This window comes from Candidatus Hydrogenedens sp. (assembly GCA_035378955.1).
Taxonomy (GTDB): domain Bacteria; phylum Hydrogenedentota; class Hydrogenedentia; order Hydrogenedentales; family Hydrogenedentaceae; genus Hydrogenedens.
Map to the genome: position 1 here is coordinate 1 of DAOSUS010000016.1, position 25,485 is coordinate 25,485.

Annotated in this window: 19 protein-coding genes and 2 pseudogenes; 15 read left to right on the forward strand and 6 right to left on the reverse strand. The window is 38.0% G+C overall.

All coding sequences use genetic code 11. The annotated features are described in order from the left end of the window. On the forward strand, positions 1 to 316 hold a 316-nt coding region (locus PLA12_05130; GenBank protein HOQ31881.1), incomplete at its 5' end, for a hypothetical protein. Positions 317 to 320: 4 nt separating this feature from the next. Here PLA12_05130 and PLA12_05135 read toward each other — a convergent pair. The 3 genes and pseudogenes from PLA12_05135 to thiS form a co-directional block, all read right to left on the reverse strand. Then, positions 321 to 2,579 carry a PEP/pyruvate-binding domain-containing protein gene (locus tag PLA12_05135; protein ID HOQ31882.1) on the reverse strand — a complete coding sequence of 753 codons (2,259 nt, stop codon included), beginning with the start codon at positions 2,577 to 2,579 and terminating at the stop codon, positions 321 to 323. Between the two features lie 184 nt (positions 2,580 to 2,763). Next, positions 2,764 to 3,429 carry a thiamine phosphate synthase gene (gene thiE, locus PLA12_05140; GenBank protein HOQ31883.1) on the reverse strand — a complete coding sequence of 222 codons (666 nt, stop codon included), beginning with the start codon at positions 3,427 to 3,429 and terminating at the stop codon, positions 2,764 to 2,766. A gap of 2 nt (positions 3,430 to 3,431) precedes the next feature. Next, positions 3,432 to 3,647: pseudogene (gene thiS / locus PLA12_05145) on the reverse strand (sulfur carrier protein ThiS). 74 nt (positions 3,648 to 3,721) lie between these two features. On the opposite strand from thiS, the gene PLA12_05150 reads away from it, so the two are divergent. From PLA12_05150 to coaD, 9 genes are all read left to right on the forward strand, one after another. After that, entirely contained in the window at positions 3,722 to 4,816 is a 1,095-nt protein-coding gene (locus PLA12_05150) for a trypsin-like peptidase domain-containing protein (protein HOQ31884.1), read from the forward strand. A gap of 714 nt (positions 4,817 to 5,530) precedes the next feature. Beyond that, complete coding sequence (locus tag PLA12_05155) at positions 5,531 to 7,906, forward strand: neutral/alkaline non-lysosomal ceramidase N-terminal domain-containing protein (protein ID HOQ31885.1); 2,376 nt, start codon at positions 5,531 to 5,533, stop codon at positions 7,904 to 7,906. A gap of 8 nt (positions 7,907 to 7,914) precedes the next feature. Beyond that, positions 7,915 to 9,474 carry a hypothetical protein gene (locus PLA12_05160; GenBank protein HOQ31886.1) on the forward strand — a complete coding sequence of 520 codons (1,560 nt, stop codon included), beginning with the start codon at positions 7,915 to 7,917 and terminating at the stop codon, positions 9,472 to 9,474. 177 nt (positions 9,475 to 9,651) lie between these two features. Next, complete coding sequence (locus PLA12_05165; GenBank protein ID HOQ31887.1) at positions 9,652 to 10,029, forward strand: hypothetical protein; 378 nt, start codon at positions 9,652 to 9,654, stop codon at positions 10,027 to 10,029. 1,069 nt (positions 10,030 to 11,098) lie between these two features. Then, positions 11,099 to 11,443 (forward strand): hypothetical protein, encoded by a 345-nt coding sequence (locus tag PLA12_05170; GenBank protein ID HOQ31888.1) that lies wholly within the window; start codon positions 11,099 to 11,101, stop codon positions 11,441 to 11,443. Further along, entirely contained in the window at positions 11,437 to 12,072 is a 636-nt protein-coding gene (locus PLA12_05175; protein ID HOQ31889.1) for a hypothetical protein, read from the forward strand. The genes PLA12_05170 and PLA12_05175 overlap by 7 nt, the downstream gene beginning before the upstream one ends. A 391-nt stretch (positions 12,073 to 12,463) precedes the next feature. Next, positions 12,464 to 13,981, forward strand: a complete 1,518-nt coding sequence (locus tag PLA12_05180) for a hypothetical protein (GenBank protein HOQ31890.1) — start codon at positions 12,464 to 12,466, stop codon at positions 13,979 to 13,981. Between the two features lie 125 nt (positions 13,982 to 14,106). Then, the gene (locus PLA12_05185; GenBank protein HOQ31891.1) at positions 14,107 to 14,502 is read left to right on the forward strand and encodes a zf-TFIIB domain-containing protein; all 396 of its coding nucleotides are present in this window, start codon (positions 14,107 to 14,109) and stop codon (positions 14,500 to 14,502) included. 160 nt (positions 14,503 to 14,662) lie between these two features. After that, on the forward strand, positions 14,663 to 15,151 hold the full coding sequence (gene coaD / locus PLA12_05190) for a pantetheine-phosphate adenylyltransferase (GenBank protein ID HOQ31892.1): 489 nt from the start codon (positions 14,663 to 14,665) through the stop codon (positions 15,149 to 15,151). Between the two features lie 454 nt (positions 15,152 to 15,605). Here coaD and PLA12_05195 read toward each other — a convergent pair whose 3' ends face one another. Further along, a complete protein-coding gene (locus PLA12_05195) occupies positions 15,606 to 15,839 on the reverse strand; it encodes a hypothetical protein (GenBank protein ID HOQ31893.1) in 234 nt (77 codons plus the stop codon). A 162-nt stretch (positions 15,840 to 16,001) separates the two neighbouring features. On the opposite strand from PLA12_05195, the pseudogene PLA12_05200 reads away from it, so the two are divergent. Together PLA12_05200 and PLA12_05205 are read left to right on the forward strand one after the other, a co-directional pair. Beyond that, a pseudogene (locus PLA12_05200) lies at positions 16,002 to 16,147 on the forward strand (transposase). 129 nt (positions 16,148 to 16,276) lie between these two features. Next, positions 16,277 to 17,668, forward strand: a complete 1,392-nt coding sequence (locus PLA12_05205) for a C45 family autoproteolytic acyltransferase/hydrolase (protein ID HOQ31894.1) — start codon at positions 16,277 to 16,279, stop codon at positions 17,666 to 17,668. A 26-nt stretch (positions 17,669 to 17,694) separates the two neighbouring features. On the opposite strand, the gene PLA12_05210 is transcribed toward PLA12_05205, so the two are convergent. Continuing rightward, on the reverse strand, positions 17,695 to 18,975 hold the full coding sequence (locus tag PLA12_05210; GenBank protein HOQ31895.1) for a Gfo/Idh/MocA family oxidoreductase: 1,281 nt from the start codon (positions 18,973 to 18,975) through the stop codon (positions 17,695 to 17,697). A 383-nt stretch (positions 18,976 to 19,358) separates the two neighbouring features. Between PLA12_05210 and PLA12_05215 the strand changes: the two genes are divergently transcribed. Together PLA12_05215 and PLA12_05220 are read left to right on the forward strand one after the other, a co-directional pair. Beyond that, positions 19,359 to 20,513 (forward strand): uroporphyrinogen decarboxylase family protein, encoded by a 1,155-nt coding sequence (locus PLA12_05215; protein HOQ31896.1) that lies wholly within the window; start codon positions 19,359 to 19,361, stop codon positions 20,511 to 20,513. Positions 20,514 to 20,547: 34 nt separating this feature from the next. After that, positions 20,548 to 21,885, forward strand: coding sequence for a serpin family protein (locus PLA12_05220; GenBank protein ID HOQ31897.1), 1,338 nt, complete (start codon positions 20,548 to 20,550; stop codon positions 21,883 to 21,885). A gap of 222 nt (positions 21,886 to 22,107) precedes the next feature. On the opposite strand, the gene groL is transcribed toward PLA12_05220, so the two are convergent. Further along, the gene (groL, locus tag PLA12_05225) at positions 22,108 to 23,724 is read right to left on the reverse strand and encodes a chaperonin GroEL (protein ID HOQ31898.1); all 1,617 of its coding nucleotides are present in this window, start codon (positions 23,722 to 23,724) and stop codon (positions 22,108 to 22,110) included. Between the two features lie 285 nt (positions 23,725 to 24,009). Here groL and rfaE2 point away from each other — a divergent pair, with 285 nt between their 5' ends. After that, positions 24,010 to 25,479: a D-glycero-beta-D-manno-heptose 1-phosphate adenylyltransferase gene (gene rfaE2 / locus PLA12_05230; protein ID HOQ31899.1), complete on the forward strand. Its 1,470-nt coding sequence runs from the start codon at positions 24,010 to 24,012 to the stop codon at positions 25,477 to 25,479. Positions 25,480 to 25,485: the final 6 nt, after the last annotated feature.

Here is a 25,485-nt window from a genome sequence, read left to right on the forward strand (position 1 = left end):
AGCACAAGTGTCGCCGGGCAGTGCTGTGAATTTAGTCATATCCACAGGACCGTGTCAAGAAGGCACACAGGAAGGCGAAGGAATTACTGAAGGAGAAGGAACACACGAAGGCGTTGTTGAAGGTACCCACGAAGGTACTCACGAAGGAGAAGGTGAAGGAGGAGGAACAGACAAAGGTTGTGGATGTAATCGCAAATCAACAGGAGGAGATGTCTGGCTGAAATATTTTTTGGATTTTATTTTGGTAGGCATGTTAATGCTGGCTATGAGTGGTATGCAGAAAGAAAGGTATCCTTCTAATGGGTCGAAACTATAATGCTTTAAGATGAGATACGGCTAACCTTCCCATAAGTTGCATCCATGTGAATAAAATCCCCTGTAGTAAGTTTCTGTGTGATATGAGGTAGATTTGCAATCATAGGAATGTTAATCTCCCGTGCAATAATTGCAGGGTGTGATAACTCACTACCTCGTTCTAATAGGACACCGTCCCAGTATTGAAGACACCATGTCTGGCCGGGATTTAAACAGGGTGTTACAAGAATGCGAGGATGGGAGATATTTAAGGGAAGTGATGTTGGATTATCGGTTACATAAGCAGTCCCTTTTACCCTTCCCCCGGATACACCCCAGCCCAACCATATATTGCTGTCCTCTTCGGAAATGGAGAGGATAAAACTTCCTTCATTGATAAAAGAGGGTTTTGTAAATACATGTTCCACGCACCATTGATGTTGGCGTTCCGAAACTTCTTTTAAATGAATAGCCTTCCCTTCAATAAATGCTTCTATCAATTCCTGCCAGTTTATAAACCAGACCTGGCTTATCTCTGCCAAAATACCCTTTTCTACCAATCGTTTGCCTGCTTCCTTTAATAATTTTTTTTGCACATTTAAAATCTTTTCCCATTCAAATCGTTGCTCTTCCCGCAGATGTATAAACTTTGCGACAATACGGTATAAGAGACCTGCGTTGCTTCTTTTTTGCAATGGGGGTGGAGATATATCTCTTTTCTCTTCCAGCAATTGCCTTTCAAACAATTCGTTTTGTGCTTCACCGGAAAGCCACTCTTCCCAACGAGGCGATATAAAATCGAGGCTTTCTGTTCGGTGTGAATATTCTGTGCGAAGAAGGGTCAATAATTTCAAGTCTCGGGTGGATAGGTATGATGTTAATATATAATTTGCCCATGTTGTTATGGAAGGATACTGTCCTTCTTTACCACGAACAATATACTTTCCTCCTAAACGATATACATAACTTGACCAGAGTATTGCCCAGCGATGTATTCCCAAAAATTCTTCGGATAACTCCTGCCATTGTTCCCATTGCTTGAGCCAATCCTCTTTTGTGAGTTTTGATAATTCCGCCTCGTTCCAAAGGCTTAACTTCTTTAATAATTTTTTCTTCCATTGTTCCCAGCGACATAATACAAAAATAGAATCTTGCCAGTGTGTCAATAAGGAACGGAAAGCATCCAGCCAGAAATGTATCCCCAGTAGTTTCATCTGTTTGGGAGGACAACCACAGTTATCCGGAAATAACAATTTTAAATCAGATGAGAGCCACCATTTTGGACAACCTTCCAATAAATCAAAATAAGCCCGATGGGGAATATATACCTGTCCGCCGAAGTAATACGGTTCAAAGGTTGCTGTTTTGCCACGCATGTTCATGCTTTCTACGATTGCTTTACGGAAGATTAGTGGGATAAGTGTAGTCCGTGTAATAGGTGTAATCGGTTCAATAAATCTCTGGTCAAAGAACCAGCAAGTCATGCATTCTTTGGGGTATAAATCCATCGAAGGTGTTACTTTCGTAATGGGTCGAACTTGCAGGAACCATATTTTTTCGCCATCCCATGTCCATTCCATATCTACTGCCGTGCGATAGTCCCATTCCATCTTCAATAAACCCTTCGATAACTCTGCTAATAATTGTTCAGGTAGTGATTGGGGTCCATTGTGCCCTTCTTGATAATCTACGATTTCTCCTGTGGAAGGATTAAACAGAACCCTTGTAGGTTGTGTTTCTCCATCAACCAGCAACTTGTTTTCGCCTATCACCATTTCGCAATATCCCTGCTGAGGATTGGCGTTCATAGGCTTTGTAGAAAAACATACGCCGGATATTTCCCCTGCGACAAACTCCTGAAGAATAATGGCAAGTCCATGAAGACCTACAGATATTGTTTCCTCTTCCTTGTCCATTGTTGAGATATACTGTTCGGCTATCTTATCCAGTGTCGGAATAAGTTCCTCTGTATTTGTTATAACCTCAGTTAAAAACTTTCCCGCAAAAGAATGATAACGATTATCTTCCTCACATGCGGAAGAACGAACGGTTATTTTTTTACTTGGGGAGTAAGTTAATATTTCCCTACACCAGGTTATTATGGTATCCCGAAAATCTGTATCCGTATTCCAGAGTTTCTCTCTCACCCCTTCTGTGCTAATTATCCCGAAAGATGGCACATTTAATCCCTGCTTTTTTAATCGAACCAGACCCCATCCTTTCCCGCCAATTTCTGAACGGGAGGATTTTAATAAAACCTCATTGTCAATCAAAAAGAAACGCATAGAAAATAAAATTATTCTTCTTTCATATAACACCCGATAAGATAGGAAGAAATCAATGCTTATTTTATGAATTCAATGAGGATAATTAAAAACGCATTGCCTCATAGTAATAACAGCCGCTCTTTTTTATATATCCACTAAATTGCCTATCAAATTTTTGTATGGCCTACATCAATAATTCTTTTTATACAATTTCCTTGTCTTTATACAAAAGAATTCTTTCCCTTAACTGCTTTACAGATTGCTGGATATTGTCCGCCTCCGTTACCGCAGTTACAACAGCAATATGCCGTGCTCCGCGTTTTAAGACCTCATCAATATTTTCTAATTTAATTCCACCCATACAGGTAAAAGGGATACTTAAATGGGGCGATATTTTTTCCAAAGCCTCTACACCTAAGGGAGAAACGGATGTTGTCTTTGTCTGCGTGGGGAAAAGAGGACCTATATTTACATAACTTGCCCCTTCTTCCTGTGCTTTCAAAGCCTGCTCCAGGTTATGTGTGGAAGCTCCGATAATCAGGTTCGGTGCTATTTTTCGTGCTTCATGTATAGGTAAATCGTTCTGTCCCAAATGAACACCATCAGCATCTACTATTAAAGCAAGGTCTATGCGGTCATCTATGATAAGCAGGGCATTATAATCACGGGTAATTTTACGGAATTGAACCGCTTTGTTATATTTCATTCTATCATCACCCTCTTTTTCACGAAACTGCACCAATCGCACACCTGCTTTCAAGCATTCTTCTAACACAAATTCCGAAGGTTTTCCCTTACACATTTTCTCTGTGATAACTACATACAAATCCGTCTCGTGAAACTTTTTAATACACTCATCGTGAGTCATTACTATCCTCCTCCAACAATGCGAACCAATTCTATACGGTCGCCATCATGTAAAATTATTTTTGAATATTGTGTATGCTCTACAATCTCATCATTTACGACAACAACCATTGTTTTCCCATCTAAATTCATTTCTTTCAATAAAAGTTCTATAGAAGAATTCTCTGAAATCTGTTTTTCTTCATCGTTTACTACAACCTTAATCATAGTCCGCATTTCCTTAAAGTATTTGAACCGCGTATTATTGTAAAATAATAGTCATATTTTAATCTTAAAAACAAAAGGGTTTGTTTATGTGGAAAAACTTTTTAATTATTATAACACTACTTGTTATTTCAACATTTCCCATATCCTTTGCGGTTTCACAGGACAATATATCGGATTCGCGTCGCAACGCAATAGTAACCGCCGTGGAAATGGCTTCACCTGCTGTGGTAACTATCAATGTAGCAGAATATCAAGCAGATGATTTAGACCCTTTCTTTGAGTTATTTGGTTTTCCTATACGCCGCCAACAGATTTCTTCCATCGGTAGCGGATTTATCTTCCATCAGGCGGGATATATTTTAACCAATTATCATGTATTAGAAAATGCCAGTAAGATTAATTCAGTAACACTTTCAAACGGTGAAAAATTGGATGTGGAATTTGTCGGTGCTGACCCACGAACAGATATTGCTGTATTAAAAGCAAATGGAAAGACCTTTCCCTACATCCCCTTAGGCGACTCGGATAACCTATATATAGGCGAATGGGTTATTGCTATAGGAAACCCCTTTGGCTCACTGATGAAAGACCCTCGTCCTACCGTTAGTGTAGGTGTTGTTTCCGCTGTACATCGTAAAGTAAACAGAAATGTTTCCGGGGACACTCGATTATATCAAGACCTTATTCAAACCGATGCGGCAATAAATCCCGGTAACAGTGGTGGACCTCTGGTTAACAGCAAAGGTGAAGTGATTGGGATTAACACCATGATTTTCTCTAAAACGGGAGGGTATCAGGGATTAAGTTTCGCCATACCTATCAATCGTGCTCGTCGTGTCGCTGAAGAATTGATTAAATTTGGAAAACGCCGTGACCCCTGGTTTGGATTTAACGCAGAATCACTCGATTCTATTGACTCCCGACTTCTAAAGGAATTGGGCATTCAGGTGGACAAAGGAGTATTTGTAACACGCATATTAAAGGAGAGTCCAGCATATCAGGCAGGATTGCGTCCCGGTGATGTAATTATAGAGATAAACAAACAACCTGTCGAAGACCCGTTAGATGTTGATTTTATAAATTGGGATTTATTTATTGGTGACCCTGTGGAAATGAAAGTTTTTCGAGAGGGCAAAATCCTGAATATGCAATTTACTATTCGCGAAGTCGGTAGAAAATAAAATTACGAAATAACTTCAGCACTTTCTGTTCTATCTTTACAATCTTTGTAGGTATTGACTGAAAATATTCTTAATTCGAAAAATACAGGAGGTAGGGAATACTTAGTTCTTGCTCTTTATGTGCTCTGATAAACCCAGTAGAAGTAATTCGGTAAAATTATTAACCTTACTTCTTACAGTGAGTAAGACCACCAAATCCTGGATAGAAATATAAATCTGTAAACATAAAATTCGTCATATATTCGTGTATTTGTTGAAATCTTGCCAGGTGAGCAGATTTTTATTTCGTAAAAACCTTGCCCGCATTGCCAGTCCCTTGGTAGATTTATGGGACAAATAGGACGAATGGGATATAGGAGACCTTATAGGTATTCGTGATAATTTGCGTTAATGACTTTACTACTACGAATAGCACCCATTGCCACGAATAAAAACACAATAGGGGCAATTGGATAATCGCCCCCAAATATTTAAAACATCGCCATTATAGTAACTGAAACATTCCCCGTTTCTGATGCTTTAAATGTTTATTTTTTACCACAAAGGGCACAAGGACCTTATACAAGGTAGGGGCGAAAAATCTTTTGCCTCTATCTCCTCTATGTCCTTTGGAGTATTATATTGGTAAATATTCCGTTGTATATCCTTACTACAGTCGCTTATTGTTTATCGTTAGTGATAGAATAAAAAGGATTATAAAGATGAGCAATAATTATGGGAAATCAAAATATCTTTTTACATAAAGTCTTTATTCTATGTTTCGTTTTTTCTTCATTATTCCTGTATCCTTTCCATGCGGTGGCTTTAAAGGCAGGAGCGGTTAAGGCGGAAATTACTCCAGATTTAGGTGTGCCTTTGAATGGTTATGGAGCAAGATTGGGCAAAGGAGCAAGGGCAGTTCATGACCCTTTATGGGCGCATGTCCTTTATCTCGCTGATGATGAAACCGAAGTATTTCTTGTCAGTTTGGATTTGTGCGTTGTTGACCGAGAACTGAGAGAAAAAGTTATTGCAATGGCACCTGAGAATTTCCCGCCTCAAAATATTATCATGACAGCAACGCATACGCACAATGGTTTCGGGGGAATGTGTAAAAATTATCCTATCCGTTTTGTTTCTGGAAGGTATATCCCTGAACTTGTAGAACGCACGGCACGGATTATTAGTCAGGCTCTTCGCGATGCAAAGGAAAAAGCAAAAAATGCTGTATTAGGCTATGGCAGTATTCAGCAGAACGATTTAACCTGTAATCGTCGTTATCCCGGCGGTCCGATGGACCCCCAAATCGGTTTTATTGTAATTGAAGATGCAAACGGGAATGAGATTGCGATTATTGCTAATATGGCAGGACATCCTACATCTATAGGGGATGAAGATTTTTATTCTTTCTCTTCCGATTATCCGGGATACTATTATCTTGAAATAGAGAAACTTGCTTCGCCGGGTTGTGTCCCTTTTTTCCTGAACGGTGCCGAAGGAAATCAAACCATTCAATCCCCTGAACAAACCTCTGGCTGGGCTCGAACTGAAAAAGTAGGAAGACTTTTAGCACAGCGTGTTTATGAAGCACAAAAAAATGTAACCCTATCCGATGTAAAGTTAAAATTAACGGCACAAGAAATCCTTTTGCCAATGAGCATTGCGACCTTTTTCCCGGAAAAGGTGCTGTTCCATTCGCTGCATATAAATGGATTGGCTATTTCTTTTTTCCCGGGGGAATTATGTGTGGAATATGCCCTTCGTCTTCGCGAGTATGCATTAGAAGCAGGATATAAGACCCATTTTACAGTAGGTTTGGCTAATGATTATCTTTTGTATTTTGTCCCCAAACATCTTCTTTTCGATAAAACATACGAGGCAGGGGCTAATTTCTTTGGACCTCAAGCCGAGAAATGGGTATTAAATACCTGTTTATCTTTATTAGGGATAGAAAAACCCGAATTACAAAAACCAGCCGTTGATTTTCCTCAAATAGACAAGACAAATCAAAGGGTTTCTATTGTAAATCTGACAGGGACTTCTTATGAAAGAGGGTATGCACGAGGACAATTTTCAAAGGAACAAATTCAGAAACGATTTGAAGAATTGATACAAAAACCTATATTAGAAGGACGATACCTACCCGAACAAGGTTTCTTTTCTTCCATCCCTTCATCCTGGATAAATATAAGTTCTTTAATTTTACCTGCTATGGCAATTAGTATTCGTCCATGGGCAAAGAAATTACATTCGGAAGTGATTGATGAACTCATAGGTATTTCGGATGGTGTAGAAATGCCATTTGATAAAATCTGGCTCTTACAAAATGCCATAAATATACAGAATGCTCAATCATATAATCTGTTATTTGATACACCTTTATGTACTGCTATTGCTATTTACGGGGAACGGGCAGGAGCAAAGGATGTCCTTATTGCTCATACAATTGACTGGGCAATCAATGAGTCCCCGGTAATATTTCGAAATCAGACGGCTAATGGAATAAATTTCATTGAGATTGGTTTCCCTTGGTTTGATGGAACAATATGTGGAATGAATCAAGCAGGTATTGTATTGTCTATAACCCGTGATGCCTCTATAAAAACAAATCTATTGGAAGATACGCCGGGTCCAGAGTTTACAGCGAAGCATATTTTATCCACATGCAGCACCATCGAAGCGGCTATGGAAGAAATATCCAAAATAACTATCTCACAAGCATACCATATACTCCTGGCAGGCAAGAATAATAAAGGAAAATGGGCTACTCTCCTATTCCCAGCACCAAAACCAGAAGATACCATTGCTCAAAATCTCTATCAACAGGGCATCTTATTAGGTTGCGGTTCAATTGCAAATGCATCGGAATCTACGGTGAGAAGATATTCAAATCTATTAAAAAAATTGGAAGAGGAACGAATTATCAGTCCGGAAGAACTCAAAACAATTATGACCTCTTCCGATAATCAGGATACTTCTCCTGCTCAAATATGGAACGAAAATAGCCGTTTAAGTGTAATCTTTGAACCGACAGAGAAAAAAATCTGGTTATCTGTCAGGAATAGCGATGGAAATCCTTCAGAATTTATACCTATAGAATCAGGGAATTGATTTTTCTTATGAGTGAAACCATGCGTGTATATAGTGGATTCGGAACGCAGAAGCGAAGACACAAAAGTGGTTTTTTAAAGTTTTTATTTAAGTTGGTTTTTCTGATTGTTCTTCTTCTCTTCATTGGGTTCGTATGGACAACGAGGGATTTATATCCTGTGGAACGGTTTATCCCTACGGCACCTGCCTTTCAAGTTTTCAGCCCACAACTTATGCAAAATTACCCAACCCTTATCGAATCTCCTCTCTGGGAATTGGCAGAGCCTTCTTCGATGGTTCTTGAAGTAAAAAAATTACTATCCGACCAGCAAACTGTGCCTTTATGGGTAATAAAACATCTTATCTATGACTTTTTCTATTTCTCGGTAAACAACCTGAAAACATTTGAAGATGCCTTATTAATCGTTCGTCTATCACGCATTGGTTGCGTTATTGAAAATTTATATTCCTTGACACAACCTATAGAAATAGATTGGGCAGGTGGATTAAACTTACGGTATCTACCGAAACAAAAATTGTATTATGCTCGTAAAGGAAGGGTCTTAATCCTTTCACCCAATCGTGAGACATTGGTTCAATCCATTACACAAAAGGGCGATAAAAAAACAGAGACAGTCCTTGCGGCTGAACTTATGAAAAATCAGGAAAAACATTTAGCATGGGGAACTTTTACCCCTCAACAGCAGGATTTTCAAGGGCTATTCTCTCAAATCCATTTCTATCTTGCCCTAATGCAAAATCAATTAGGACTAAAATGTGAAACACAAATAACCCCGGATATGGAAACCCCATGGACAATTTTACTTGCGGAAGTTGTTTCATCTCCCTTGCAGGAACCTGTAGATACACTTTTTTCTTGTTCTATCAATACAGGGGTACCTCTTAAAACATGGGTTCGTGCTTTTGAAACTATACCCAAAGCCAGTATTAACTTGCCCTCTGCCAATCCAACAGAAATTCCTTTTATAGAATGGATAAAATCCTTTTCGCCCTTTGTTAACAATGAATTTCATATTGCATTGGATACTTTCTATACCGACGAAATTATTCCTTTTATACCTAAATATTGTGTGATTGCAAAAACAAACCCCAATATCTGCGAAAACATCGTTCAGACAATTATGGACCCTACCATTATTATAATGGGAGAGAAAAATAAGGCTTTGCCTGCTTCCAATTCAAATGAATATATAATCCCTCTCATTGGTAGTTCCCAGACAGATTTACATATCCAATGTGCAGAAGGTTCATTACTATTTGCTAATAACAAAGACTTACAAAATCAAGTAATAGAGCATATAAAAAATAAACCCGCTTCCAATGAAGGGAATTATTCTCTGATACTACAGATGAAACCCGAAAAACTTATTTCAGAAATTAACAACGCAATTACAGTTCTTACAGAATCAAATATATTACAATTTAACGACCCGAAAAAAATTAATGATTTATTCAATAAAATTAAGTTATTCAAAGAAATTAAAATTAAAATAAGTCTCAATAAAGGACAATTAAAAATTGCAGGGATAGCAGAATTTAACAGTAAAACTATAAAAACAGCCCAATAATAAAAATATCGTAATATATTGTATAGCAATAACTTAAAGAAATAAAACATAATCATTCAAAAATATGGTAAAATTTTTTAGAAATTATTTACAAAATATGTTGAAATTCATATAAAAATTTGATAGATTATTATCATGTTTTTATAATGTTATCTTTTATTAAGGAGAAAGGGTTTTATGGATAGTGAATGTTGCTACGGTAAAGCATTCTTATCCGTAGGTTGTGACCGTGAACTTTTCTTATATAATCTTCGCAAGCATGTAGATTTTCCCCTCGACAACTACATAATTGATGAAATGATACGGTGCCTGTGTGAGTTTTCACCAAACCATATCAAAGTCCTACACAAAAACATCCTTCAGAAAATAGAAATAGAAAAGCATGTGTGGATTGAATCCGAGAAGCAAGGTAGAAATGTTAGAACCGAAGCCACATACGATTGGATAATCCGATACGCCCATGTATTCAACTCCTGGTATGAGAAGGAATATGGGAACAAGTTCCAAAGCAACCTATACGATAAATCATATTCAGATATGCAGTTTGCCAAATAATCAAATTCTCTGACTGATTACACAAAAGAACGCATTTTTTCGGAAACCGTTTCAGTATCAGAAACGAACTTGCCCAATGACTAACCAACCCCATCAAAACAATCCATTTTTTCGAAAGAATTTTACTATAACAAATTATCCAACAAATACCGAACGGTAATTAGTCCTTCGTAAAACTAAATATAAAATCCCCTCACCCCTCCTAATCTTAAAGAAAAACATATATATGAGATCTCTGAATAAAGGTTTAATTTTTTAATCATTGTAATACAGAGGGAGTTTCGAGGGAAAATGAAACGAAAGAGAGCAGGAGTGGTATTAATAATATCGGTAAGCAATAGCGAGATAATGAAATTTAATAAGAGGAGATAAAAAAGAACAAAAAATCAACAAGAAAAAACTCAATTATTGGTTATAGAAAAGATATATTCCTTTCCCAAAGCGATTTTTCCTCTCCAAAAACGGTATAATTATTGATTTTTCCTCTCCAAAAAGGTATAATTATTTTATAGATTAATCCCAAACCTAAAAATCCTATTTGTTCAGATGTCTCAAATATTTTTATAACTTTATTGCAACATATGCTGTTATTAACTACAATGCTTTTAGTTGCTTTAATGGGGGAATATCAATGTGAATATTCTTTTTCAATAAATTCCGCCTCTTATACATTGGTAATCAACCAAAAAAATTTAGAGGCTGCCAATTTTTAGAACATCGTGCTGATAATTCTCTTGCGATAGCTAACTATCCATATAATTCCAGAATTATTGTTCTCGACCGCGAATTAAGGCAACAAATAAATCTGTATGTTCCCTTTCATAGTGTTAACAATATATTTACAACATCAAAGAAAGCAATCCTATGTATAAATCCGCTGGATAAAACCCTCTGGCAATTTTCTTCTTCCCAATATGGCTGGAGAAATACAGGGGTACAATTTACTTGGTTAAGAACATGGAGCATAGATGAAAAGAATGGAACCATTTTATCTGCAGAATATTGTGATGATACTTCCCCCTATGCTCGCGTTATACGCTCTACAGATGATGGCCTGACCTGGTCAACCGTGTTCGTAAAACAGGCTTACGGGTCTACATCCCCTGAAATTCGTCATTTCCATACCGTTACCGTAGACCCTTACACCGGCTATTGGTATTTATCCTCCGGTGATAGACCGCCTGAATGCATGGTCTGGATTAGTAAAGATGACGGAACTACCTGGACGGATGTTACCGATTATGATTTTGACCCTACCACAGAACCTAAAGTAAGAACACAGGCATTGTTCCGTCTCACAACAATGTGGTTTACACCTCAATATATCTGCTGGGCAACAGATGACCGAATTAACGGCACGGGTGCAAAACTTGTTATAAGCCCACGACTGAACCCCTTGATATTCATGTGTTAGGGACGGTCTCTTATAACCATGTCCGTAGCAGTATTGAATTTCCTGGCATCGGTTGGTTATTAATTACCGAAGATAAAACAGGGCTGTCTTATATAGAAACGACTTTTGTAATAAATGACTTTCACATTATCCCCTTTGGTAAATTACAGGACATTACAGGTTATTTTTCCTCTTCAATTGCGAGCAAACGGGCGTATTGGGATAATCAAAAAAATTGTTATATTGGTTACAGCCTTGCTCGTGGGTTAGTGCCTCGCATAGTTCGATATGAATTATATCGAGATTATCAATTGAATATAAGAATTGAAGAAGAAACCGGCGGAAGAGTCAACATAGAACCCACAAGTAATAACCATTATCGGAAAGGAGAAAAAGTAAAAATCACAGCAGTAGAGGAACCAGGCTATATCTTCACGGGTTGGAGTGGCGATTATGTTTCATCATCAAGAACTATTCAACTTGTAATAGAAAAGGATACCTACCTTACAGCCCATTTTTATCCACGCGACATTGAACCTGAATTTAAGGTATCTCTCACTTCTCGTGTCTCATTGGTTATCCTTATAATCTTCATTTCCATAACTGCAATACTTTCCTTTATTAGAGGTAATCGCATATCTCTTCCTTAATCAGGACTATATCTCCGACCATCAATATACCTTACTGTCTAATTATTACCTTCATGAATAATGAAAACTTGTATTCTTGTATTTAAAGAAAAGTTAATTGCTCAAAATATTCTACATGGAATACTGTTAAACCAGGATGTGTATAACAAACTTAACGAAATGGTTCCCTTTGTTTTTTAAAAAAGAAAATCCCAAGAATTATTAAAACTAAAAGTATATTAAAATCCTTCAAATCGTATCCTTTTAAAAGAGGTTGAATTTAGATATAATAACAGGGACAAGGTAGAAGATAAGGCCCTAACTATCTTCAGAAGGATTAAGATAAGGAATCCGCAAAGAATTTATACACTTACTGCAAAAAATAAGTAGATAAACAAGATGTAGAGAGCAAATGAAAAGGAAAATTGGATATTGGGTTTATATTTTGTTCCTCTGTTTAATCTGGGGAATCGTAATTGCTTTATCCGTTGAATTTAGTACCCGTATCTTGCTTCGCGTCGGTAACTTTTTATACAAGCCCTATTTTGAGGCTCAAAATCGAAAAGTTTACGGAATGGTTTCTGCTTCTGAACAGGCAAGACGATATAAACCTATTCAGGAAATACCTCAAAATAGGGAAAAGACAATAAAATCAACCCCAACTACAACTCTTCAAAGGAACAATACGCCTTGTGATAAGAACTACGAATTAACCCTTGAAGGAATGGCAGAATTCTATTTTGATAGAAATGGCAAATTAACGAAGTGGTATGGAGACCCTCTGATAGGAAACTATATTCAATCATTACTTCAGGGCAAACGATATGGTTATTACAATCCGGATTGGAATAACTTTATTGAGGATATAAAGAATAATCGCTTCCCAGTCAATCCTATTCGTTTGAGATATGAATATTTTTATATCCTCCAATATGAAATTCAATCCAGCCCAAATCAAGATGGGGTTTTATTACGCACAAGAGAAATTCGGGACGCTTACCCATTTTCTCTGAAGTCTCTGAATTCAATTACCAATGAAGATAGTCCCTGGCTTGTTCCTTTTTATTCATATAAACCTAACTGGGAAAAGGCTGGGAATATAGCTAAATATAATAACTTTGGATTTCGTGATGATGATATTATAATGCCCAAACCTGAAGGGTATTTTCGTATTGTTTGTGTAGGTGGTTCAACCACAGAAGAGGGCAACTCAAATGAACTGACTTATCCAAACATTATGGAAAAGAAACTTCGTAGCCACTTTAACACAGACAAAATCGAAGTAATTAATTGTGGGATTTGTGGTATTCGCTCTTTTGGGGAAGTTCGCCGAATTAATGATTATCTGCAATTGGACCCGAATTTACTTGTATATTACAACGCCATCAACGATATATGTTATCACTACATCCCCTACTGGTTAACTCTGCCCAATCCATATAAAAAAATACTTCAACACTCCGTATTTCTAAATCGCCTGTTCAATCGGAAACTCCTGCCATCAGATGATTACATCGCCGAATATTTTCGAGACAATATTTTGCGTCATTTAGGGGCCATGAACTGCGCCTGCAAGAACAAAGGGGTTCAAATGGCTATTTGCAGTTTCGCCTATCCTAAACTCAAATGGTATGAGTTTGTTCCGAAATCCTATTGCGATTTTAATATACGCAATGTTTGGGTCTCATTAGAGGATGTGATGATTACCTTTGATACTTACCTGAAAATTATTCACATCTATAATCAGGAGTTAAAAAACTTTTGCGAAAGGGAACACATTCTGTATATCCCGGTAGCCGAAGAATTCAACGCAGGTATGGACCACTTTTTTGATATATGCCACATGACCCCATTAGGAATGGAGACAAAAACCGAGATTATCGGCTCATATATCGCCCAATGGATTAAAGAAAAGGGGTTTCTCCAATAATCAGGATGAAAAATTTTATGCCACCACAGATTCCTTATCCTCAAAAAAATTAAATTTCTTGTAAATCTATCCTTTTTGATATTATAGGAACATAACAAAATACAAAAGAAAAGATAAGGGATAAAATGTTCTGTCCTAACTGTAAAAAAAACATATTACTTATTATGGAATATGAGAACATCGAACTTGACTTTTGCCCGAATTGTTTAGGTGTCTGGCTGGATGCAGAAGAACTCCAATGGATATTAGAATCTCAATTCGATGAACAGAGCATATTCATAAAAGCTGTCGTAGACGAGACAAAGAAAAAATGCCCACGCTGCCGAACTTATATGCAAAAAGTATCCCTTCCCCAGAATGATAAAATCGTGTATGATATCTGTCCTGAAAATCACGGTATATGGTTCGACCGCGGAGAATTAGAGAATTTAATTCAAAATCTACCTGAATACCCTGGCACCCATTCCTTCCTCCAATGGCTCCAAACCATATTCCACTATCAGAACAATCCCGAAGAATAATTGATAGTCATTACTATGTGTCCATAAAAGCCAAAGAATAAATAAAATCCACATCCAAAATCCGTCCTGATGATTTCCATTTGTTAAAACTCTTCTGGCATAATCATAGTCAAAATGAAAAACAAACCAATTTCAAAAACTATGGATAGGGTTTTTCATCATGTCAGAACGCATTGCATTATATCCGGGCAGTTTTGACCCGCCTACATTAGGACACATTGACTTAATCCATCGTGCCCGCCGTATTTTCGACCGAGTTATTGTTGCTGTGGCTATCAATGAAGCCAAAACTGCTTTATTCACAGTAGAAGAGCGGATACAGATGTTGAAAGAAGAAATCAACAGTTCACCCGATATTGAAGTAACAAGTTTTGTCGGACTGTCCGTAGAATTCGCAAAAAAGTGCGGTGCCCAGGCATTGATTCGCGGACTTCGTGTAGTCTCCGATTTCGAATTTGAACTGAGCCTCGCTATAAATAACCAAAAATTGGACCCCACAATTGACACCGTATGCTTAATGCCCAGCGAACCTTACTTATTCTTAAGTTCGCGTCAAGTCAAAGAAATTGTCCGTTTCGGCGGAAGTGTTTCCCATTATGTCTCCCCAAAAATCGAACAAAAACTCCGCGAACGCCTACTCAATAAGTAAGTAGTATGATAACCTTTAGGACATAGGTAACAGGGGAATAAATTTAGCGGGCGAGTTTTTTTATCTCATGAACGACCTACGGCAAAAAATCATAGTCAGACTGAGCCGTTTTATCCGGATGCTCTTTAATAACCTTAAAACGGGTGCAGTCATCTACCTCCCTTAAAATGAATATCGTTTTTGCTCCGGCTCTTCTTTTTTCACATTCGGGACTCTCTTATCATCTGTATGAATCTATTCCCAGGGTTGTTCCTTCTCATACCGTTGAGGAATCTTCTTTTTATATTTCTTTTCATACTGAGAACCGATGCGATATCTCTTGAATACCTGATATACTCCAAATTCACTTATTCGACGGATTCTTCTTTTCCGAAGGATTATGCTGATGACAAGGGCAGAATAGCCTAATTTCTTTCTTATCTTAGCGATAAGACATTCCAGCTCTTGGAAAAGACTATTCCGAATTCTTTCTGGGTCTTCTGGACTGAGGTGATAAACTTTCCGAATTCTGGGGACTATTTTTAAATTGCTTCAAGTATTTATAAAAGGTCTTGCGAAAGATATGACAGAAATAGCACAAATCTTCAACCGTCTTAAAGTATTTACTTTCTTGGTTTTTTACTTTCTGATATTCCACAATCATATTCAGTTTCTGATGAATAAATGGTTCTTGTAGGTATCGGTTCATAGGTAGCACTTCCTCGGTGCTTATGGTTTAGTTATATAATACACTAACTCAGGTGTTACCTATGTCCTATAGTTTCTGAAATATAAAATGTATGATGCTTTAGTAATATATCGGGATTATTTTAAGCATTTACGGATAGATAAGAGTCAGCGATTTGAAAATGGTCGGGTGTATATAAATGGGATAGAGAGCTTTGGAGTTATGCGAAGGAGCGGTTGCAGAAATTTCATGGAGTGAGTGCAATGTATTTTGAATATTACCTGAAAGAATTAGAATTTCGTTACAATCATTGTGAGGAAGATTTATAAACATTCATTTTAACCTCCATCCTCTTGGTGGAGTGAAGTGGATAGTCATTTTTTTATATAGGTATATGAAACAAAGGAAGTAGGCAGGAAGTCTGTATTATAAAATTATATAACAGAGGAGATTTTTAAATGCGATATTCTTTAAGCCTTCAAAAATTATTTTTATTGTTCTTTGTTTGTTTATTAGGGATTGTTGTTCCTGTTTTTGCACAGAATGCAGAAGCCCCAAAAGAGGAAGCACAATGGTATCAGCCGGAAATCATTGATAATCCGGAAGTGAAATTACTGGCAAAAGAGGGAGCCGGGAAGTTGTATAAAGTGGGTGAGCATTTATTGTGTGTGATGGAAGGGACTTATAAGGAAATGGGGTTCCAGCACGGGAAATTATTGGCGGATAAGATAGAACATATAATGAAGGTTGGATATTTTGTTAAAGCACTCTGGAATAGAGGATATACACGCGAATATGCCTTTGAACAGTCGAAGCGAATGGCGAAATATATCCCGTCGGAATATTTAGAAGAGGTTCAAGGGATTTACGAGGGCGTCCAGGCTGCAGGGAAGAAGGACATTACTTATGATGAGGTGCTTTTAGGTGCAACGGTTCCAGAGATTTTGCATTTTCCTCCCAATCAACCCCCGTCTATGCCAGCGGCTATGCCTAAGAGCTGTTCCAATTTTGCATGTTGGGGCAAGTGGACACCGGATGGGCGTTTGATTCATGGTAGGAATTTAGATTGGACAGTAAGTGCGGATGCTCAGGATGACTCTGTATTGCTTGTATGGCGTCCAAAGGGGAAGAAGCCGTATATGATGTTAAGTTGGGCAGGAGCCATTGGTAGCGTTAGTGGCATGAGTGCCAGTGGATTAACCATTGGAGAAATGACTTTGCCCAGTCCTAATGCAACATTCGACGGTATGCCCTTATTGGTTATTATGCGTAGAGTTTTGGAGCAGGAGACCCTGGAACAGGCAGTTGATGTGCTGGTGAAAGGGCCGCAAACATCGGGTTGGAATTTTATTGTTGGAGATGGAAAAATTCCTTCCGGGCGTGCTTTTGAATCCGATGCGAAACGAGTCGTCGTGTATACGGATAATGACCCCAAGGAGTCCGAAGAGACGGCTCATTGGAGCATTCCGGATGCAGTTCGCAGAACCAATCACCCGATTAATAAAGAGGGTTTGTTAGACCTGGCACAGCATTATGGGCCACGGTTTAATATTAATGTAAAAACATGGGAAGAATTGAAACTTATCCTTCCATTGTTAAAATCACAGGATTCTTTTCAACGTTATGACTGGTTAGGCAAGCAGATAACAAAAGCAGAGAAATCCGTAGATATACGCCGTGCTATTGATATTCTTGCCAATGGACCCGTATTTGGCGATGATACACTGCATTCCTTTGTGTTTGACCCGAAGGAACAGGTAGCGTATGTCTCCGTCGCAGGGAATAACCCTCCTGTTACTGCGACGCGTAGACCTTTTACAAAAGTAGACTTAAAACAATGGTTTAAATAGGTAGAAGCGTTTTTTCTGTCGGATACTTATATAAGTTTAGTTTCACCTGGTATTGCAACAGGAGGAACGGGCATAGGTCCGAAGTCTAATTTCTCAGGGAAGAGGTTTAACTTGGATTCGTTAATTACCCAATCCCAGGTTACTTCTTCACCTGTGTAAGCCGACATGCGTCCCATAATCGCTGTTAAAGTGCTTTCCGCAATGGCTTGTGTTTCATTGATATATGTGCCATTTCGAATAGCAGAGATAAGGTCAGCGTGTTCTTGCTCATACGGGTTATTTTGCTCACCTGTATACGGATATTCTTTATCTGTGAAGATATATTTTCCGGGTTCTGCTTTACCATGTGTGCCGACAACATATTCTCCAACGCGTTTGTATGTATCTTTGTTTTGTCTGCAAGCACTGGTTACACGGATACCGCCGGGATATTCAAATTCAACAAAGAAATGGTCGTAGATATGACCAAATTCGGGACCCGTTCTCTGTTGTCTTCCGCCCATACCAATAGCGCGTATAGGGTGTGTTTTTAATACCCAATTAATCACATCAATGTTATGTACATGTTGCTCTACAATGTGGTCGCCCGAAATCCATGTGTAGTAGTTCCAGTTGCGGAGTTGGTATTCCATATCAGACCAGGATGGGTCGCGTGGAACAGGGGTATAGTAATCATAATCACCAATCCAATAGCACGAAGCGGAAACGATGTCACCTATGGCTCCTTCATGAATTTTCTCTATCAAAGAGAGATAAGGCTTTTGATGGCGGCGTTGCGTTCCTGCAACCACATTGAGTTTCTTTTCCGTGGCTTTCTCGCCTGTGGCTAAGATGGAGCGAATTCCAACAGGATCAACCGCAACAGGTTTTTCCATGAAAACATGTTTATTCCTTTCAACAGCATATTGAAAATGTTGGGGACGAAACGCTGGTGGTGCAGCAAGAATTGCAATATCTATATCTGTATCCAGAACACCTTTGTAATTATCCCAGCCCGTGAAGCAATTTTTATCCTCTACCTGAAACGCATCGCCTAATTGTGCTAATTTTGCCTTACATTTCTGAATAGCATCCGGGAAAAGGTCTCCGATAGCCGTTATTTTAATGTTTGGGGAAGAACGAACACAGTCAATCCCGGCTCCTGTTCCGCGTCTGCCACAACCGATAATACCTACTTTCAATGGAGCCGTTTCGGAGAAGGCATAACGGGCTATAAAGAAAGATGCACCCGTAATAGCACTTGTCTTTATGAAATCTCTACGGGAAGGGGTTGAATGACCGCCATGATTAAATGATTGATTTTCCATGAATAAATCTCCTTTTGATTTTTATTTGGTAATAATGTTCTTATTAATATACAAAACCTCTGAACAAATAGGATTTTTAGTTTTGGGTTAATCTGCAAAATGATTATACCGTTTTTGGAGAAGAAAAATCGCTTTGGGAAAGGAAAATATCTTTTCGATAACCAATAATAATTGTATTGATTTTTTGTTCTTTTTTCCTCTTTTTTATCTTCTTTTACTAAAGTTTATTATCTCGCTATTGCTTACCGATATTATTAATGCCACTCCTGCTCTCTTTCGTTTCATTTTCCCTCGAAACTCCCTCTGTATTACAATAATTAAAAAATTAAACCTTTATCCAGAAATCTTAATTTATAAAAGAGAATATACTCAGGAGGATAGACATGACACATAGGGAAAGGGCTCTTGCCGTTTTAAGATATGAACCGTATGACCGTTTGCCAATAGTTCATTTTGGTTTTTGGAATGAGACTTTAACAAAATGGGCAGAAGAAGGATACATCACAAAGGAAGAAGCGAAAGAATGGGTAGATGGAAATCCTGTGGATGCCATAATAAGTGAAAAGTTGGGTTTTGATTTTAATTATTATTCGGTATTTAAGCCCAACGCCCATTTAGACCCTTTATTTGAGCGAAAAACGATTGAAGAGTTATCTGATGGTTCCAGGAAAGTGCAGAATGAAGATGGCGTTATTGTTCTCGAAAAACCGGGAGCTGTTTCTATCCCAGCAGAGTTTGACCACCTTTTAAAAACCCGTAAAGATTGGGAAGAACACTACTTGCCGAGACTTCAATATAATGAGAATAGAATACTAAAAACACTTGTTCGTGTAAATGATAAAATGATACCTTTTGGAGAAGGTGGAGAGGAATTTCTCAAAACCAATGAACGGGATTATCTTTATGGATTACATTGCGGAAGTTTATTAGGCTCTTTGCGAAATGTTACAGGGGTAGTGGGATTAAGTTATATTTATGCCGATGACCCTGATTTGTTCAAGGAAATGATTGATACATACGGTGAACTTTGCTACCAGAATACAAAGCGAGCCTTGCAAAATGGAGCCAGGTATGATTTTGCCCATTTTTGGGAAGACATCTGCTTTAAAAATGGACCGCTGGTAATTCCTTCTGTTTTTGATGAATGGGTCGGACCTCATTATAAGAGGATTACAGAGTTATGCAATAGTTATAGACTGGACATCGTTTCGCTGGATTGCGATGGCTGCATTGATGCCCTTATTCCGACATGGTTTCATAATGGCGTGAATACCATGTTTCCGATAGAGGTGGGCACATGGAACGCAAGCATTGCCCCATGGAGGGAAAAATATGGCAAAGGCTTACGCGGTGTCGGAGGAATGAATAAAGTGGTATTTCTTCATGACAGAGATGCTGTTGATCGTGAAATAGAACGGCTTAAACCTTTGGTTGACTTAGGAGGTTTTATCCCCTGTCCTGACCATCGTATTCCCCCGGATGCGAAATGGGATAACATCCGTTATTATTGCGACCGCATGCGACAGGTATTCGGGTAAAGTCTATAGCAAAAATAAAAAAAGGAATTTAGTTATGAAACTCTTTAATAAAAACCGATTTTTATATTTTATAACTACCACATTTATACTACTTTTAATTTTTGTCCCCGTCTATATCTACAAAACGAATTCAGTAGTTGTTAAAACGGAGAAAGAACAACCACCAAAAGAATTTCCTCTCAATTATACGAAAGAAGGAATTCAACAGGTAGTCGAGGCAAATAATAAGTTCGGCATTGACCTTTATTTAGAATTGGCAACAGAGAAAGCAGATAAAAACCACTTTATTTCACCGTTCAGTATATCCATGGCAATGGCAATGTTATATGAAATGGCAAAGGGTAAAACGGCAGAGGAAATTCAAAAAGCATGTTCTTTCCCTGATATAGATGTGATACGACCTAATATATCGTATATATATAGAATGTTCGACACTCAATTTAAAAAAGAAAATACTACGAACAAATCCGATGAGAAAAATTACGAAATTCTACTGGCAAATGCTTTATGGATAAATAAGACTTTCCCTGTAAAAGAAAATTATAAAAATATTATCAAGCAATATTACTTTGGATTAGTTGAAAACTTAGATTTTTCAGGCAACCCGTCTAAATCAGCCCAAACTATTAATAATTTTGTTGAAGAAAAAACTCAAGGAACTATAAAAGATCTTATTTTGCCAAATGAGATTGATGATTTCACTGTTATGGTTTTAACTAATTCCATATATTTCAAAGGAGTATGGCTCTATGAATTTGATAAACAAAACACAAGGGATAGGGAATTCAAGATTAATGCTAATAAGACAATTAATGTCCCATTTATGAATTTTATAAATCCAGAACAAGAATTTTTGTATATAGATACCCCTGAATTAGAGATCTTAGAATTACCCTACAAGGAACGCAAAATATCCATGTTGATTATTTTGCCTAAGCAAGGCAATTTGGAAGAACAGGAGGAGAAAATATTGAGAGAATTTCCAGAGTTGAAGCAAAAAATGCAACCCCGTAGTGTTTATCTAATTTCTATCCCAAAATTTGAAATAGAAACAAACTATCTTTTAGATGCTGCTTTTAAGAAATTGGGAATAACTTCTGCTTATTCTGCTGGTGCAGATTTTTCAAATGCAACGGATATGGGAATATTTTTAGACGAAAGTAAACATAAAGCATATATAAAAGTTGATGAAAAAGGAACAGTTGCTTCCGCAGCAACTGTTCTTTTATTAAAATTAGGCGAGGATATTGATTCACCAAAAAAGATTAATTTCATTGCAGACCATCCTTTTATCTTTATAATACAGGATAACCAAACCAATGCAATCTTATTCCTGGGAAGAATTGTTAATCCTGTTTCTAATTCTGTCTAAATTAAACGATTTTACTTTGATGATTATCCCCCAGAAGAAATATCTCTAATATCTGGAAACACCCCCCAATTTACCTTATTCTATAAACAGGAGTGATAATGGTATATTGATATACTCCGTGTCGAAGATAGCAATTTTTTGATGTAATTTTTAGTATCTGTGGATAAAAAAAGAGGGAAGCTTGGGCTTCCCTCTTAAATATTTCTATATTAAATATTTTGATTAGTAGTGGGGATGATTGTGGGCACCGCCTTTATCTTCTTTCTTTTCAGGAATATCTGCAACAAGACATTCGGTTGTGATAATCATGCTGGCAACGCTAACTGCATTTTGTAAGGCACAACGAATAACCTTCGCCGGGTCAATGATACCCGCTTTAATTAAATCTTCAATATTTCCTGTATCTGCATTTAATCCTACATTTTCTTTTTCTTCTTCCAATTTAGCAGAAATCAATTCGCCATTTAGTCCGGCATTATTGGCTATTTGAATTAAGGGGATAGCCATAGTTTTCTTCATTAATGCAACGCCCAGACCTTCATCACCTTCCAGTTTTAAGTTGTCCAATACCTTACGGGCACGAAGCAACGCAACACCACCACCTGGAACAAATCCTTCCTCAATGGCAGCACGGGTTGCATTCAAGGCATCATCCGTTCTGTCTTTCTTTTCCTTCAATTCTGATTCTGTGGGAGCACCTACGCGAATAACAGCAACACCACCTGCCAATTTGGCAAGGCGTTCCTGTAATTTTTCACGGTCATAATCGGAGGTGGTTTCTTCGATTTGTCGGCGAATTTGTTCGCACCGTGCTTGAATATCTTTCTTTTTACCGGCACCTTCAATAATAGTTGTGTAATCTTTTGTAACTTCAATGCGTTTGGCTCTACCTAATTGGTCAAGGGTTACATTCTCTAATTTAATACCCAAATCTTCGGAGAAGAATTGTCCACCCGTTAAGATAGATATATCTCTCAGTATTTCTTTTCTGCGGTCACCAAAAGCAGGTGCTTTTACGGCACAGACTTTGAGTATTCCACGAATTTTATTAACAACAAGAGTGGCTAATGCTTCCCCTTCGATGTCCTCTGCAATAATTATCATAGGCTTTCCGGTCTGGGCAATTTTCTGGAGAAGCGGTAGCAAATCGTGAATACTGCTGATTTTCTTTTCATAACAAAGGACATAACATTCTTCAAGAACTGCGGTCATATTGTTCGGGTCTGTTACAAAATAGGGTGATAGATAACCACGGTCAAATTGCATACCATCTACAATTTCTACTTCCGTTTTTAATCCTTTTCCTTTTTCAACCGTAATAACCCCATCATTCCCGACTTTATCAATGGCTTCCGATATGAATTGCCCAATTTCCTTATCTCCATTGGCGGAGACAGTGGCAACCTGCCGTATTTCATCAGAATTGCGAACTTTTTTACTCATATTAGCGATGGCTTTCACTACTTCTGCCAGTGCTTTGTCCATTCCGCGTTTAATAGCCATCGGATTGGCTCCTGCGGTTACCAGTCGGATACCTTCGTGAACCATGGCTTGAGCCAATACAGTTGCCGTAGTTGTTCCGTCACCTGCGGTATCATTGGTTTTGCTTGCTGCTTCACGCAACATCCTTGCACCCATGTTCTCAAACGGGTCTTTCAAATCAATTTCTTTTGCGACCGTTACACCATCTTTTGTGATGGTCGGAGAACCATAGGTTTTCTCTAATAATACATTGCGACCACGCGGACCTAAAGTTGCCTTTACTGCATCTGCTAAGACATCAACGCCTTTAATCAATTTTTCGCGGGCTTCTTCACTGAAAACAATCTGTTTTGCCATAAGAAATTCCTCCTCCTTAAATGGTTAAATAAAGTTACATTCAAGGAAAGTAATATTTATAGTTTTGATTTTCTGTTAGCACTCACCCGTAGTGAGTGCTAATATAATACCATATATATAATCGTTTTGCAAATAATCTTTACTGACAAAATCAACTAAATTTTTTATTCCAAAAAACACAGTCGTATTTTCAACTCTGTATTTTGTAAAATATTGAACTACTTATTTATTTTGAAATAAAATGGATTAAGTTTTAAACAAACCAACTGGGATAAGGGTAAAAATATGGATACAAAACGACTTTTTTCTATACTATCAAAATTTGATAAAGTGCGTGTTCTTGCTATTGGTGATATTTATTTAGATGAAAATGTTTACGGCAAGGTTACAGAAGTAAGTTTAGAAGCACCCATTCCTGTTTTAGAGGTATTGGAGCGTAGATATAATCCAGGTGCCGCAGGTAATGCTGCTTGCAATGCTTCTGCACTCGGAGCAAAGGTATATATGTTAGGTGTTGTAGGTGCAGATTCTAATGCAGAGATTTTAAGAAATGAATTTCTGAAACGGAATGTAACCATAGATTATCTTGTGGTTGACCCGTTACGACCTACAAACACCTATGGGAAACTTCGTGCTGGTGGACATAATATCCCAACCCAGGAAGTTCTTCGCACAGATACTCCGCGTCCCAAGCCTATCTCAGGCAAGGTAGAGGAGCAATTAATCAAAAACATATGGAAGGTGGCTAAAAAGGTAGATGTTATTATGGTGGGAGACCAGGTATCTTCTGTGATAACGCCCAATGTCTTATCCGCCTTAACAGAATGTGCTAAAAAATATCATTTGATTACCGTTGCAGATTCTCGTGCACGGGCTAACATTTTTCAGGGTTTTGATGTTATACTTCCGAACGACAAGGAAGCAGGGATTGCAACAGGGATTAATGTTGTAGACTATGAAACATTGAAAAAAGCAGGGAAGGCTTTACTTAAATCAGCCAAGAATGCAATGATAACGCGTGGACCCGATGGTATAACTATTTTTTATCAAGACGGTAAGATTGAAGATGTGCCGATTGCCCCCGTTCAGGTAATTGATGTAACAGGAGCTGGCGATACTGTAACGGCAACCGTTGCTATCGCCTTAGTTGCGGGAGCGAACCTTTATGAATGTGCTGTATTGGGAAATACAGCTGCGGGTGTAGCCGTAGCCCAGCATGGAGTTGTTACCGTTTCCTGTGAGGAAGTGGAACAAGCCCTGTTAAGTGCCGGCGGTCCTTCGAAATTAAAGACATTACCTCAATTAAAAAAGATTGTCCAGCAATTGAAAGAACAAAATAAAAAGATTGTGTGGACAAATGGTTGTTTTGATATTTTACATGTGGGACATATTACCTATCTCATGCGTGCAAAGAAAGAAGGGGATGTGTTGGTTGTAGGTTTGAACAGTGACCGCTCTGTGCGTCAAATAAAAGGGGAAGGCAGACCGGTTATTAACGAACACAATCGTGCTCTGGTGTTGTCGGCTCTGGAATGTGTGGACTATATTGTTGTATTTGATGAAAAATCTCCTCTCTCAATAATTAAACAGTTAAAGCCGGATGTCTATGCCAAAGGCGGAGATTATACAATCGATACATTAGTTCAGCCCGAACGACGGTTTGTAGAAAGTTATGGCGGAAGAATTGCTCTTATCCCCGGTGTGGAAGGTCAATCAACGACAAATATTATCCATAAAGTCAAAGGGAACGCATAAAGTCTC

Coding starts and splice junctions, on each gene's coding strand:
- PLA12_05135 (HOQ31882.1), bottom strand. CDS start 2,579: ATGCGTTTCTTTTTGATTGACAATGAGGTTTTATTAAAATCCTCCCGT.
- thiE (HOQ31883.1), bottom strand. CDS start 3,429: ATGACTCACGATGAGTGTATTAAAAAGTTTCACGAGACGGATTTGTAT.
- PLA12_05150 (HOQ31884.1), top strand. CDS start 3,722: ATGTGGAAAAACTTTTTAATTATTATAACACTACTTGTTATTTCAACA.
- PLA12_05155 (HOQ31885.1), top strand. CDS start 5,531: ATGGGAAATCAAAATATCTTTTTACATAAAGTCTTTATTCTATGTTTC.
- PLA12_05160 (HOQ31886.1), top strand. CDS start 7,915: ATGAGTGAAACCATGCGTGTATATAGTGGATTCGGAACGCAGAAGCGA.
- PLA12_05165 (HOQ31887.1), top strand. CDS start 9,652: ATGGATAGTGAATGTTGCTACGGTAAAGCATTCTTATCCGTAGGTTGT.
- PLA12_05180 (HOQ31890.1), top strand. CDS start 12,464: ATGAAAAGGAAAATTGGATATTGGGTTTATATTTTGTTCCTCTGTTTA.
- PLA12_05185 (HOQ31891.1), top strand. CDS start 14,107: ATGTTCTGTCCTAACTGTAAAAAAAACATATTACTTATTATGGAATAT.
- coaD (HOQ31892.1), top strand. CDS start 14,663: ATGTCAGAACGCATTGCATTATATCCGGGCAGTTTTGACCCGCCTACA.
- PLA12_05195 (HOQ31893.1), bottom strand. CDS start 15,839: ATGAACCGATACCTACAAGAACCATTTATTCATCAGAAACTGAATATG.
- PLA12_05205 (HOQ31894.1), top strand. CDS start 16,277: ATGCGATATTCTTTAAGCCTTCAAAAATTATTTTTATTGTTCTTTGTT.
- PLA12_05210 (HOQ31895.1), bottom strand. CDS start 18,975: ATGGAAAATCAATCATTTAATCATGGCGGTCATTCAACCCCTTCCCGT.
- PLA12_05215 (HOQ31896.1), top strand. CDS start 19,359: ATGACACATAGGGAAAGGGCTCTTGCCGTTTTAAGATATGAACCGTAT.
- PLA12_05220 (HOQ31897.1), top strand. CDS start 20,548: ATGAAACTCTTTAATAAAAACCGATTTTTATATTTTATAACTACCACA.
- groL (HOQ31898.1), bottom strand. CDS start 23,724: ATGGCAAAACAGATTGTTTTCAGTGAAGAAGCCCGCGAAAAATTGATT.
- rfaE2 (HOQ31899.1), top strand. CDS start 24,010: ATGGATACAAAACGACTTTTTTCTATACTATCAAAATTTGATAAAGTG.